Annotated in this window: 16 protein-coding genes; 5 read left to right on the top strand and 11 right to left on the bottom strand. The window is 37.8% G+C overall.

Features of this window, described 5'->3' with window-relative positions; all coding sequences use genetic code 11:
• The first annotated feature begins 165 nt into the window (after positions 1-165).
• Both V7068_RS01710 and V7068_RS01705 read left to right on the top strand, forming a co-directional pair.
• Positions 166-1,434, top strand: a complete 1,269-nt coding sequence (locus tag V7068_RS01710) for a BaiN/RdsA family NAD(P)/FAD-dependent oxidoreductase (protein ID WP_375349143.1) — start codon at positions 166-168, stop codon at positions 1,432-1,434.
• Positions 1,435-1,533: 99 nt separating this feature from the next.
• On the top strand, positions 1,534-1,656 hold the full coding sequence (locus V7068_RS01705) for a DUF4023 family protein (protein ID WP_499710691.1): 123 nt from the start codon (positions 1,534-1,536) through the stop codon (positions 1,654-1,656).
• A gap of 74 nt (positions 1,657-1,730) precedes the next feature.
• On the opposite strand, the gene V7068_RS01700 is transcribed toward V7068_RS01705, so the two are convergent.
• From V7068_RS01700 to V7068_RS01685, 4 genes are all read right to left on the bottom strand, one after another.
• Positions 1,731-2,069 (bottom strand): GyrI-like domain-containing protein, encoded by a 339-nt coding sequence (locus V7068_RS01700; RefSeq protein WP_499710690.1) that lies wholly within the window; start codon positions 2,067-2,069, stop codon positions 1,731-1,733.
• A gap of 28 nt (positions 2,070-2,097) precedes the next feature.
• Entirely contained in the window at positions 2,098-2,427 is a 330-nt protein-coding gene (locus V7068_RS01695; RefSeq protein WP_252291268.1) for an MGMT family protein, read from the bottom strand.
• Between the two features lie 184 nt (positions 2,428-2,611).
• Complete coding sequence (locus V7068_RS01690; RefSeq protein WP_119116917.1) at positions 2,612-2,797, bottom strand: sporulation protein Cse60; 186 nt, start codon at positions 2,795-2,797, stop codon at positions 2,612-2,614.
• Positions 2,798-2,861: 64 nt separating this feature from the next.
• Entirely contained in the window at positions 2,862-3,173 is a 312-nt protein-coding gene (locus V7068_RS01685; RefSeq protein ID WP_127761696.1) for a rhodanese-like domain-containing protein, read from the bottom strand.
• Positions 3,174-3,305: 132 nt separating this feature from the next.
• On the opposite strand from V7068_RS01685, the gene V7068_RS01680 reads away from it, so the two are divergent.
• Positions 3,306-3,680 (top strand): cytochrome-c oxidase, encoded by a 375-nt coding sequence (locus tag V7068_RS01680; protein ID WP_499710689.1) that lies wholly within the window; start codon positions 3,306-3,308, stop codon positions 3,678-3,680.
• Positions 3,681-3,922: 242 nt separating this feature from the next.
• The gene (locus tag V7068_RS01675; RefSeq protein ID WP_499710688.1) at positions 3,923-4,471 is read left to right on the top strand and encodes a shikimate kinase; all 549 of its coding nucleotides are present in this window, start codon (positions 3,923-3,925) and stop codon (positions 4,469-4,471) included.
• 175 nt (positions 4,472-4,646) lie between these two features.
• On the opposite strand, the gene V7068_RS01670 is transcribed toward V7068_RS01675, so the two are convergent.
• A complete protein-coding gene (locus tag V7068_RS01670) occupies positions 4,647-5,138 on the bottom strand; it encodes an Lrp/AsnC family transcriptional regulator (RefSeq protein WP_499710687.1) in 492 nt (163 codons plus the stop codon).
• A gap of 238 nt (positions 5,139-5,376) precedes the next feature.
• Between V7068_RS01670 and V7068_RS01665 the strand changes: the two genes are divergently transcribed.
• Positions 5,377-6,291: a DMT family transporter gene (locus V7068_RS01665; protein ID WP_499710686.1), complete on the top strand. Its 915-nt coding sequence runs from the start codon at positions 5,377-5,379 to the stop codon at positions 6,289-6,291.
• 38 nt (positions 6,292-6,329) lie between these two features.
• On the opposite strand, the gene V7068_RS01660 is transcribed toward V7068_RS01665, so the two are convergent.
• The 6 genes from V7068_RS01660 to leuS all read right to left on the bottom strand — a co-directional run bounded on the left by V7068_RS01660 (position 6,330) and on the right by leuS (position 13,144).
• Positions 6,330-7,154 (bottom strand): DUF2935 domain-containing protein, encoded by an 825-nt coding sequence (locus tag V7068_RS01660; protein WP_127761701.1) that lies wholly within the window; start codon positions 7,152-7,154, stop codon positions 6,330-6,332.
• 96 nt (positions 7,155-7,250) lie between these two features.
• Positions 7,251-7,808, bottom strand: a complete 558-nt coding sequence (locus V7068_RS01655) for a competence protein ComK (RefSeq protein WP_499710685.1) — start codon at positions 7,806-7,808, stop codon at positions 7,251-7,253.
• Between the two features lie 261 nt (positions 7,809-8,069).
• The gene (locus tag V7068_RS01650) at positions 8,070-8,639 is read right to left on the bottom strand and encodes an RDD family protein (protein WP_499710684.1); all 570 of its coding nucleotides are present in this window, start codon (positions 8,637-8,639) and stop codon (positions 8,070-8,072) included.
• A gap of 347 nt (positions 8,640-8,986) precedes the next feature.
• Positions 8,987-10,456, bottom strand: coding sequence for a sodium:solute symporter family protein (locus V7068_RS01645; RefSeq protein WP_499710711.1), 1,470 nt, complete (start codon positions 10,454-10,456; stop codon positions 8,987-8,989).
• Positions 10,456-10,653, bottom strand: a complete 198-nt coding sequence (locus V7068_RS01640; protein ID WP_499710682.1) for a DUF3311 domain-containing protein — start codon at positions 10,651-10,653, stop codon at positions 10,456-10,458. The genes V7068_RS01645 and V7068_RS01640 overlap by 1 nt, the downstream gene beginning before the upstream one ends.
• A gap of 76 nt (positions 10,654-10,729) precedes the next feature.
• Entirely contained in the window at positions 10,730-13,144 is a 2,415-nt protein-coding gene (leuS, locus tag V7068_RS01635) for a leucine--tRNA ligase (protein WP_499710681.1), read from the bottom strand.
• Between the last annotated feature and the right edge of the window lie 48 nt (positions 13,145-13,192).

Below are 13,192 nucleotides of genomic sequence, written 5' to 3'. Positions count from 1 at the left end.
CATTTCTCTATACTTGCCGATATAAAGAGTTTGTCTCAAAACAAAAACTACTCTTCAGTTTACCTTTTTCTAACACAATACTCAATCTAATTTACTCGTTATTTTCTACATTTACAAAAATGCTTTATAATAGGAAGAATGAAAATGAAGAAGTGGTGATAACTATTGAAATATGACGTAATTGTAATTGGCGGCGGCCCTTCCGGATTAATGGCAGCCATTGCCGCTGGTGAAAAAGGAGCTCGTGTACTTTTAGTCGATAAAGGCGAAAAGCTTGGCCGCAAGCTTGCCATCTCTGGTGGTGGGCGTTGCAACGTTACCAACCGTTTATCGATTGATGAAATTATTCAGCATATTCCCGGCAATGGACGCTTTCTATACAGCGCCTTCTCGGAATTTAACAATGAAGACATTATTCAATTTTTTGAAAAGCTAGGTGTACAACTGAAAGAAGAAGATCATGGGCGCATGTTCCCAGTAAACGATAAAGCACAAAGCGTTGTCGATGCACTGTTAACTCGCCTGAATCAACTTAACGTCACTATCTATAAAAATGCCCCTGTTGCCGATGTCCTTTATGACGAGGGTCATACAGCAGGGATACAGCTAAAAGATGGACAAACATTCGAGGCGAATGCTCTTGTCATTGCTGTCGGAGGTAAATCTGTGCCGCATACAGGGTCTACGGGCGACGGTTACGCTTGGGCTAAAAAAGCGGGACATACCATTACTGAGTTATTCCCTACAGAGGTTCCCGTCTTAAGCAATGAGCCGTTCATCAAGGCTAAAACGCTGCAAGGTCTCTCGTTACGAGATATATCCCTTAGTGTGCTTAATCCGAAAGGAAAACCATTAATCACGCACCGTATGGATATGATTTTCACCCACTTTGGCATCTCCGGTCCAGCCGTGCTGCGCTGCAGTCAATTTGTTGTCAAAGCGATGAAAAAATGGAATCTGCATGAAGTGACAATGCAGTTGGATGTTCTTCCCGACCAAAATAAAGAAGAAGTATTTCAAATGCTCATGAAAGAAATTAAAGCTGAGCCGAAGAAAGCAATTAAAAATACGTTAAAAGGTCTTGTACCTGAACGTTACTTACATTTCTTATTAGAACGCAGCGGCATCGATCTTCAAGAGCAAGGAGCTATGCTCTCTCACGAAAAAATCCGCCGTTTAGCGGAATTATGTAAAGACTTTCGCTTTACTGTCAATGGGACACAACCGCTCGAAAAAGCTTTCGTTACAGGTGGTGGTGTATCTGTTAAAGAAATTCATCCGAAAGAAATGGCCTCCAAATTGATGGATGGACTTTACTTCTGCGGTGAAATCTTAGACATACATGGCTACACAGGCGGCTACAATATTACATCCGCACTCGTTACAGGCAGACTCGCTGGGATGAACGCAGCTGCTTTCTCTAAAAACAGGTAAGAAGCAGGTGTCTCTGCCTATTTTTTATTTGATGTGAATATATTCTTCTCAAATGATGATATTAACAGAGAACGAACCTTATTTGAGGAGGAAGCAATCATGGTAAACTCAGAGGATTTTGTAGAAAGAATTCAAGCGCAACAACAAAAACAAGAAAAAAACAAACAACACCAAGGCAACGGAAATCCCGGCAAGAAAAAGCCTAATAAAACCCATAAATAACAAAAATTCTCAAAAGGCTGTTCAATCGAACAGCCTTTTATATGTCCAAAGATACATCCCTACTAACGGAAGTTTTATTTGATTGCCACCCAAATTTCATTATAAGAATTTGCACGATAGAGATCAGAATCCATATATGCTTCAAATGGTGGAATATTAGCAGGTTCATACCCGTTAGAGAGAAACCATTCTGAATCAATTTGTTTCCACGTATTAGTCATAGCGGTTGGAATGGGGCCTCGCACTTCAAAAACGACCCATTTGGATGCAGGTAATTCAAAACTCAATAATTCAGTTGACACTTCACCACTGTGTTCTGCAGCAATCCAGTAGTCAATCTTATTTTTCTCTTCATTAAAATTTTCCGTAATACCCAATAAACCTTTAATTTGTCCATTGTTTAATTGAGACAATTGAGAAACCGTTCCATTTTCATGAGCTTCACTCCAGAACTGAATCGCAATCAATACAAGGATGGTATCGATACTTCACAAGATCTATTTTATCATTTTGAATTTGAACGCCCTCCTGTTCAAGCTTCATTTTTTGAACAAAGCTTAACTCCTCATTTTTAATGCTTATTTCCCCTTTCGCATTAATGACACGATGCCAAGGAAGCTCATATTTGTGACTGCTCGAATGTAAAATTCGCACAACTTGTCTAGCTCCTCTGGGACTTCCGGCCAGCTTAGCAATTTGCCCATAGGTCATAACGTTTCCAGGTGGAATTTGTTGAATAACTTGAATAACTCGCTCTGTAAACTTTTCCATATTTTCCACTCCTCAATATGCAGCTAGGATAAGATGTTGTATAGAAAATACAACAAAGCGGAACAAACCAACGTATCGATTGGTGCTTATTGGTTCACAATCGAATGCCCCATTTTTGTTGATGATACTTTAGTTTTTTTAAGCAGACAACATAAAGAGCTGCCTCCGCACTGAGACAGCTCCATCATTTTTTCTTATAAACAATCATTGCACTAAAGCAGTAGATTTGTTCATCTTCCTCTTCAGCATTCATAGCCACATTATATTTAATATCGACAATTTGACTGTCCCGAATGTTAACGAGAAAAGCGTTCATTTCTTCTTCTAAATCCTTTTCATGCTCCGTATCAAACAACTTCACTTGAATCATCGGCGTCTTCCCTGCCTTTGTTTTTTAAAACAGGGTTCCCCATTTCAGGACATATTATACCTTATTATTTAAAAACGACTTCTCCTGTCCATTCAAGCATACCGCCAGTCATATTCACAACTTTAAAGCCTTGTTCCTGTAGGTAATGACAAACATTTTCGCTGCGGCGTCCTGAACGACAAACGAAGATATATTCTTTTTCTTTATCGAATTGATCGAGATTCGCTGGAATTTCATTCATCGGAATATGTTTTGCTTCGCCAATCATCCCCATTTGTACTTCTTCATCTTCACGTACATCAACGATTTCTAGTTGTTCTCCTGCTTCAAGCTTAGCTTCTAATTCTGCTGGAGTAATACTTTTAATTTCTGACATCCTAGCACCTCATTCATAAGTTTTCTCTATTTCATTATAACTATTGAATATAGTAAGGTAAAATTTCACCTCTGAAATTATTTTTTCTCATACAAGAGCATATACTCCTACTAGAAAAGGAGGGGTCATATTATGGGGATTCGGTTTCTTAAGATTTCCGTTGTGTATTTCATCATCGGTGTTGGTCTAGGTATGTTTATGTCGATTACACATCATTTTGAGTATGCGCCATCCCATGCACATATCAATCTTTTAGGCTGGGCTTCCTTTGCACTTGCAGGCCTTATTTATCACCTCTTCCCAGCTCTAGCCGAAAAGCTTCTCGGTAAGCTTCATTTTTGGCTTGCTAATATCGGATTGCCAATCATGATGATTAGCCTTATGGTGCTCGAATCTGGAAACGCTTCCGTTCAACCCCTCGTAGCTATTGGAGCTAGTATCATGAGTCTCGGTATTCTTTGTTTTGTTCTTAATGTACTTATCAATCTTCGTAATACTAGCAAATAATCATCCACCTTCTAATACCACCTTTTCAAGCCTCAAAAAATTGGGGCTTTTTTTACTTTTCCCTTTCTCCATTCTTAAGCAAAAATCCAGTTAGGAAACTGTTCTCAGAATTCGAATAAGTATAAAGAATATTTCAAAAACTTTTTTACAAACTTATGGACTTATACTATAATTAAGTTTATTTGAGCAGAATATCAAGATAATTTCTAATGATTATAAATAGTTAGAGAAGAGGGTTATCCATGATTAATAACAGAATATCTCCTAGAACACAGAGTATAGTTTTCATTGGTTTTATGGGGGTAGGTAAAACTACGATTGGACAGTTAGTAGCCAAGAAACTATATAGAGATTTTATTGATATAGATCAGGAAATTGAGAAAGAATATAATATGCCTACGACAGAAATATTTAAGAAAATCGGGGAAAAAGCTTTCCGTGAAAAAGAAAAAAGTTTAATTGAACACTTTAGCCAACAACCATTGAAAATTATTTCAGTTGGAGGAGGAGCTTTTTTACAAGAAGAAATCCGAGAGATTTGCCTGAATAACTGCATCGTGTTCTTCTTAGATTTATCGTGGGAATATTGGAAGGACAGAATCGGCTTAATTATCGATAGCAGACCAGTATTACAAGGACGCACTCTTGAGGAAATTGAAGAACTTTTTAATAATAGGCAGGAGATATACTCCTACCATCATTCAAAAGTTAAAACGGACGGCCTTGATGTTGAAGAAGTTGCAGATTATATAGTCGAATCATTGAAAGTCACTTGGGACATTCGCGAATAATGAAAAAAAGATGGCTAGAATATAGCGTAAAGGAGCATCTCCTCACCTATAAACTAGTCATCTTTTCTATTCCTCTTAAAAGCTTTGTTAATAAGCCCAAAATCGTTTGTTCACCATATGATTTAACATAGCCAAAAAGTTATATAACAAAAGCCTGCTTCCTAAGTTTATCACGTCAATTGCTTATTGAACCTTCACAGATTGGCAAAATCGTCGAACACTTAATTTCTCTTAATGCTAAGCTCGTTTGAATTCGAGTAATGCCTAGTTTATTTAACTTTCTAATAAAAAGTTCAAGCTCCTTTCTCTCTTTAATAATCACTTTTAATAAATAATCATACTCCCCTGTTAAACAGTGACATTCTAATACTTCAGGCATCGTTTTCAACGCTTTTTCTACTACTTCTATTTGCTCCTCTTGATGGATGTTTGTACTCATAAAAACAAAACATAATAAATCAAATCCCAATTTCTCTTGATTTAAAATGGCCACCTGTTGATTAATAAATCCTTCCTGTTCTAGGCGCTTGATTCTCGCATGAGTTGCAGGCGGAGACAAATTGACACGTTTAGCCATCTCTATATTGCTGATTTGCGCTTGTTTTTGTAAAATATCTAAAATTTGAAGATCTATTTTATCTAATACCTTGCTCACGATGGATTCCACGTCTTCTCCCCCTTACAATTGTTCCAAAAATAATCTCATTCCTGCATAGAAAAGTGAATTTTATTCGGTAAAGAACTTATATACTTTTTAAAATTTCAAATTTATATCATAAAACAAATTAAATCACTACATATATAACGAAAGTGTTAAAATTATTCACATCAATACTATACGCCATTGTGCACAATGACTTCAATAGCTTTTACAGTCTTTTGAAATAGGAATGGAGCTAACTAACATGCGATATGTTTACTTCTCATTATTACTATTAACTAGTTCATTATGGGCAGGTAATTTTATTATCAGCAAGTCTCTTGTTGAACACGCCTCCTCGATGACCTTAACAAGCTTGCGCTGGATAATTGCCGTCATCGTCCTATTACCAATTGTATGGTGGAAAGAAAGAAAGATCCTTCCTTCACGAGATGCCCTTTTCCCTTTATTTTTAATGGGTATTACCGGGGTTACATTATTTAATCTGTTACAATTTGCTGCATTAGAGCATACTTCGGCGACAAATGCAGGCCTAATTTCAACATTCAATATGATTTCAATCGCCCTATTCTCTTTTATTTTTTTAAAGGAAAAAATGAATAGACGGCAAATACTTTCAATTATTTTTTCATTTCTTGGAGTGATTCTTGTTCTTTCTAAAGGAAACATAGACCTATTTCTCTCACTCCAATTTAATTTGGGAGACGGTTATATGTTCGCTGCAGTAGCAATTTGGGGAATTTATTCTGTTTGTAGCAAGTGGGCGCTATCAAAGACTTCGGCAATGATGGCTACTCTCTATTCAGGCATATTCGGACTTCTTGTTCTGCTTCCCTTCAATCTTTCAAGCTTTGCGGTATCCAATATCAATGCTTCATTCATTCAATCGATGCTTTATACAGGTGTCATTTCTACAGTCGTCTGCACCGTACTTTGGAATCTTGGGGTAAAACATGTAGGAGCCACCGTTTCAGGACTTTTCTTAAACTTCAACCCAATCTTCACTGCTATTTTTGCTTTTCTATTTTTAGGCGAACAAATGACAAGCATCCAAGTAATCGGCAGCAGTATTGTCATTGCAGGATGCTATGCATTTTCACATTTTAAAACAAAGAATATTCCAAATAAAACTGACGTCCGTCATAGTTTGCAAAACTAGAAAAACACCGTTTGAACGGTGTTTTTCTTAATAAAAAATTACTTATTTATTCTAGGCTTTGCTGGGTTACAATTTGGCGCATTTTTCTCCGTAGCCTGAGCCAACTTCGTTAAATAATAGCATTCTTCCCTAAACATATGATCAGCCATAAGAGGAGCAAAAATGCCAAGCGCTTGTTCGCTAAGCTCCAATTCTTCAATTTCTTGTAGAAAGCTCATAAACAGCTGCATTTCAAGAGTCACACTTTCATTAAACCTAGTTAAAGCAGGAAATGTTGATAAATTCGTTCGTAAGTATCCCGTCATTTCAACAGCTTTTAAATAGAAAGCTTCAAAATCCTTTGTAAAACGATTGCTCTTCTCTTTAATTTTCTTTTCTATCCAGTCCATATTATCTGATATAGCTCTCGCATGACCGGCTGCATCTAACGTCCAAAGTAAATGATGATGAAGCACATGAGCAATCGGAGGAATCTTTCCTAATTTTAAATAGCCTAGTAGACGAAGATATTCTTCTAATTCATTCACCATATGATTAATAAAGGTAGGTCCTAAATGAATCGTAACTTTTCCTAGTAAGAGCTTTTCAATTAACGTTAATTTAACCATTCGAAATCTCAGCGCTTCTTCCTCTGCTTTTTTACTTAATTGAACCATATTCATCGTTCCGACACTTTCCAGCAGGCGGTCAAATGTATGAATAAAATAGTTAGCTCGATCAATTTCTTCTTTTTCTTTCGGCGCCAGAGAATCATGAATAAAACGAGCATGATCACCTAAAATTTGAAGCCAAAACCCATGTTCAAACTTTGCAGATTGTTCATATTCAGAAGCCACATCATCTCTCCTTCCACTCTTACTCATATATGATATCTAACAAATGCACTCTTTATGACTAGATTGATTGCCTCTCTTCTAAAACGAAAAAACAGCCTCCCGTTAAGGTTAGCTGCTTCCCTTCTACTTCTCCTCATCCTTCTCTGTAAAGCTAAATTCTCCATTTCCTTTCCGTAGAATAAAATCACTCTCTCGTTCATAAAGAAAAAGCATTTTCTTCGTGGAACGATGTGTAAGCGTCATTTGAAGGCGCGACGCTTGCCCCATTTTGATATCAATCTGGCTAATATTCATCGGAACGATTAGACAATGTCCATAATTTGTATAAACAATCGTTTCTTTTCCTAGTCTTTCAAGACGACTAATATGCGCGTTCGCAAGCCACACGCTATCTTTTCTGCGAAATGAGCCACACGGAAAGAAAACAAATCCTTCCTTCGTATCAATTGCAACGGGAACTGAATGTTTCTCACCAAGGATTGTTCTCGCTCCTAAAATAGCTCCTTCTCGACAAGAACCGTAATACTTCAAAGTCCGATCAATAATTTCATTTGGTGTCATCGCAACGAAAAACATCCGCTCTCCTTCAATCACTCTCGTAAACTCGTTACCAAACTCATCATATTCTGACGATAGACTAACGGTTTCCTTATTTATCATATACACTTTTCGTTTATCCATATAACTCTCCTCCTATTTTCAATTTGTGATAAAAGGAGTTACTAGCTATTAAGCAGGATAGACTCCTAAACGAATCGCTCTTTCGTGTGGAAATCGCCCCTTCCACCTACTTGAAGTATACAACTAGTATACTAGCTTTTCGATATTTTTGTATGAGAGAAAAGTTAACCTCGTCTTGTCGGGGCCCTGCAGATCTTCCTGCTGTTGAATAATTGATTCACAAAAAAATAGAGCTGACCCACATAGTCAGCCCGTATCTATTTATCTTTTATAAAAAACAACTGTCTTAGCAACAAAGTCATGCAGTGATTGTTTCTTTTCTGTAAAGGCTGCGATAATGTAGCCAATGTATAAAATACTTGACAAAATGGTTGCAAAATAACGACCAAGTGCACGTAAAAAAGAAATTCGCTGACCGTTTAAGTCAGTGACTTTAATGCCGACAATTATTTTCCCAAGTGTTCCCTGCCATTTTGAAGCATGCATACCAGCATAATATAGAACACCTATGACTAACGATAATACCATAATAATGAGTTGAGTGACTATAATAGCTGCATCCACTCCAGCCATAGACTCCTCATAATAATAATCACCACTATAAGAACTATCGAAACTCGAACTTTCTAATGTAGAAAAAACAGAAAAAATACCTAAAATAAATGCGATAATCGTAATTGGAATCCCTATAATAATTCCATCAATCATAGAGGCTACTAAGCGAATCCAAAATCCTGCATATTTTGTATGACCTATTTCGTTCAACCTCGTGCCACAGTTCTGGCAAAAGTCACCACTCATTGCTTCATGCCCGCATTGCTGACAATACATACCTTGTTATTCCTCCTTCATTATGCTCATACAAAGAGCACCCCTCTCATCCATATGCTTCAAACTCCTTAAATAGTAGTGTAATATATTTCGACAAAATATAACAGGTGCCGAAAGCCAGGTTTTGCTCTTCAATTCTACTTATGTACTTTTTTATTCTGATCAGATGAAAATGAGCCCCCAATCGTTTTATCAACAATATGGTTTAACACAGCCACTCAGTAAAGCTAAAGCCCCCTTCATCCAAAAGGGGGCTTTAGCTTTTTAGTTTGTAATATTAGTCGCTAATGCACAGAGTGGGTTAGCGTTGTTAGAAACTTGCTCAACATCCCAACGCAGCCCGCGAATCATTTTGCAGCTAGTTTATATGACATTGTAAACTTTCTAACGATTAGACTCACTGTAATTGTGACAAAAAGGTTAATCACTAAAGCAATAATACCAACATTCAAATCTTTTGCTGCCTGAGGTAAAGACGGAAACAAAGTACCAATTGTCGATTCACTAATAGTAATATACGCTACAGTAGCTATTCCGCAAATGATTCCAGACGCCGCCCCATATTTATTAACAAAATTTTCCTTCATAAAGCTAAAAAGAAGGGATGGAAACAATTGTGTCATTAGGCTATATCCCATTAGGAGTAACGTCGCAAGCGTATTTCCACCGTTTAAAGTGAAGTAAACAGATATAAGGGCAATGACAGGAACGAGATACTTGGCCAATTTTCCAACGCTATGATCGGTAGTTGATGGCACAAACGGCTTATAAACATTTTTCGCCAGCAAGGTGGCCCCGCTCATTAAAAGCATCGAACCTGGCACTAGCGCAGTCAATAATCCCGCCCCTCCGATTACACCAATAAACCAAGGATCAAAGGTTTCAATAGAAATACGCAGTAAAGCAAGGTCTACATCTCCTCCTTCTAATCCTGGCACCTTCAGGATAGCAGAAAATCCAACAAAAAAGACAAATAATAACATCAGCGTATATAAAGGACTGATTATGGCATTTTTACGAAATACCTTTCCACTCTTTGCAGTATAGGCGGAACTGAAAACTTGCGGCCACATGTAGAAACCTAATACAAGTAAAATTACCGTAGAGATAAACCATGAAACACTGAGCCCTTGTTCAGGAAGTTTTAAAAGTTCAGGTTTAGTTGCATGAATAGCCTCAAACATAGGCTGAAGACCCCCATAATAATGAAGCGGGAGATAAATTCCTAAGAAACCGATTACGACCACCATCATAATATCTTTAATGACAGCGGTCCAAGCTGAACCATGAATTCCTGATATCATCACATAAATGGTCAAACTAATTGCTCCCATCCAGATTGCAACAGGCATGGAAATAGCTCCATATGATGCTTCCGAAACAATAATACCTAAACCTTTAAGTTGAACAACAATAATAGGAATGATTGCAATAACACCAACACAAGCGACCAATACTCCTAAATATGGACTTCTATACTTACTGACAAAGAAATCAGATTGTGACATTAGATTATTTTCTTTCGCATATTTCCAAATGACAGGTAATAACCAATAAGACAATACATACGATAAACTAATGTAAATAAGAACATATAAGGCTGGTGCACCTTTCCCATAAGCCCATCCACTTCCCCCAAGGAAAGAAAAAGTCGTATAAATTTCTCCAGCCATTAAAAGAAAGACAAACATAGAACCAAAGCCTCGACCGCCAACCGTCCATTGCTCCAAGTTCATATCTTTTCCTTTTACAGACATAATTCCAAGAAAAATCGCCAATATCCAGAAAACTAAAATAATCAAAAGCGCACTATTCATCATTCATTCCCTTCCTGATTTCGAGGATCCAGTTTGTACATGATACCCAAAATGATAGAGGTAAGCACTGTCCACATCGCCATCCAGAACATATTAAAAGGCATTCCTAATACGAAAGGTTCTACTCTATTAACTAAAGGAAGAAAACCTAAAATGCCTATAAAAGGAACGATAGAAAGAATATAGATAATCCTCATTACGAAATCTCTCCATTCAACGATTAGTTAAGAATACAAGTAGCCCCCTTCATCCAAAAAGGGGGCTTCATTTATTTTAGTTTGCTACAATATTCACCAATTTACCCGGTACAGCAATCACTTTGCGAACGGTTTTGCCATCGATTTGTTCTTTAACCGCATTGTCACCCATTGCGATTTCTTCTAACTTTTCTTTGGTTGTATCTGTTGGCACCATAAGTTTTGCTTTTACTTTACCGTTAATTTGGACAACGATTTCCACTTCATTATCGATTAGTTTTGCTTCATCGTAAGCAGGCCATGTTTCATATGTGATGCTTTCTGTATGACCAAGCTGTGCCCAAAGCTCTTCAGCAATATGTGGAGCAACTGGTGATAATAATTTAACAAAGCCTTCAATATATTCTTTTGGAAGAGCTTCTGCTTTATAGCAATCGTTAATAAACACCATTAATTGTGAAATCGCTGTGTTAAACTTCAAGTCCTCATAGTTCTCTGTCACTTTTTTCACAGTTTGGTGATATACTTTTTCCAATTTACCTGTAGAATCTCCCTCAACGATTTTATCTGTTAGTTGATTGTTATCATCTACAAGCAATCGCCAAATACGATCTAAGAAACGACGAGCTCCATCCAGACCATTTGTTGACCACGCAATGGATGCATCAAGCGGCCCCATGAACATTTCATACAGACGAAGTGTATCCGCACCATGGCTTTCCACGATGTCATCTGGATTTACGACATTTCCTTTCGATTTACTCATTTTTTCATTATTTTCTCCAAGAATCATCCCTTGGTTAAACAAGTTTTGGAATGGCTCTTTTGTTGGAACCACACCAAGATCGTATAAGAATTTATGCCAGAAACGAGCGTATAATAAGTGCAGAACAGCATGCTCCGCTCCACCAATATAAATATCGACTGGAAGCCATTCTTTTAATTTTTCAGCGTCTGCCAACGCATCTGCATTGTTTGGGTCAATATAACGTAAGTAGTACCAGCTGCTTCCCGCCCACTGCGGCATTGTATTCGTTTCACGACGACCTTTACGTCCATTCTCGTCAGTTACGTTCACCCATTCTGTAATGTTCGCAAGTGGTGATTCACCTGTTCCAGAAGGCTTGATGTCTGTTGTCTTCGGTAAAAGCAATGGAAGCTCTTCTTCTTTTAACGCTTCCACGCTGCCATCTTCCCAATGAATAATCGGAATTGGTTCACCCCAGTAGCGTTGACGGCTAAATAACCAGTCACGTAAGCGGAACGTTACTTTTTTCGTACCGATTCCTTTTTCCTCTAACCACTGAATCATCGTTTTAATTGCGTCTTCTTTATTTAAACCATCTAAGAAGTCAGAGTTTACGTGCATACCGTCGCCTGTGTAAGCTTCTTTCGTTACATCTCCGCCTGCAACAACTTCAATGATTGGTAATTCGAACTTCACTGCAAATTCATAGTCACGTTCATCATGCGCTGGGACAGCCATAATCGCACCTGTTCCATAGCTGATTAACACATAGTCAGCTATCCAAATTGGCATTTTGGCACCGTTTACTGGATTAATGGCATAAGCACCTGTGAAAACACCTGTTTTATCTTTCGCTAAATCCGTTCTTTCAAGATCGCTTTTATGTTTCACTTGGTCTAAATATACGTCAACTGCTGCTTGTTGCTCAGCTGTTGTAATTTTTTCAACAAACGGATGCTCTGGCGCTAGTACAGCGTATGTCGCTCCGAATAATGTATCTGGACGAGTCGTAAACACCGTAAAAGTTTCATCATGTCCATCGATACCGAATGTTACTTCCGCTCCTTCAGAACGGCCAATCCAGTTACGCTGCATATCTTTAATATTTTCTGGCCAATCAACTGTCTCTAAGTCGTCAAGTAAACGATCCGCATACGCTGTAATACGAAGCATCCATTGTTTCATCGGACGGCGCTCTACTGGATGACCTCCACGCTCACTCACTCCATCAATGACTTCCTCATTAGCAAGTACGGTTCCAAGTGCTGGACACCAGTTTACTGGCACTTCATCTACATAAGCAAGACCTTTTTCATATAACTTTAAGAAAATCCATTGTGTCCATTTATAATAACTTGGATCCGTTGTATTGATTTCACGATCCCAATCATATGAGAAGCCAAGTGATTTAATTTGACGACGGAATGTATTAATATTGTGCTCTGTAAATTCAGCTGGATCATTTCCTGTATCAATTGCATATTGTTCTGCAGGAAGACCAAATGCATCCCACCCAATTGGATGTAATACATTATAGCCTTGCATGCGTTTCATACGCGCTAAAATATCGCTCGCTGTATAGCCTTCTGGGTGACCTACATGCAAGCCTGCTCCAGATGGATAAGGGAACATATCTAGGGCATAGAATTTACGCTTTCCACTTTCTTCTCCTGTTTTAAATGTTTTATTCTTCTCCCAATATTGTTGCCATTTCGCTTCAATACTTTTATGTTCAAAACTCATGTTCTTTCCTCCTACTTTTTCTCTTTAAGAGCATATAAAAAAACCCCT

This window comes from Bacillus sp. JJ634 (assembly GCF_036962285.1).
Classification (GTDB): domain Bacteria; phylum Bacillota; class Bacilli; order Bacillales; family DSM-1321; genus Peribacillus; species Peribacillus asahii_A.
This window is presented reverse-complemented; position numbering and strand designations above follow the sequence as displayed.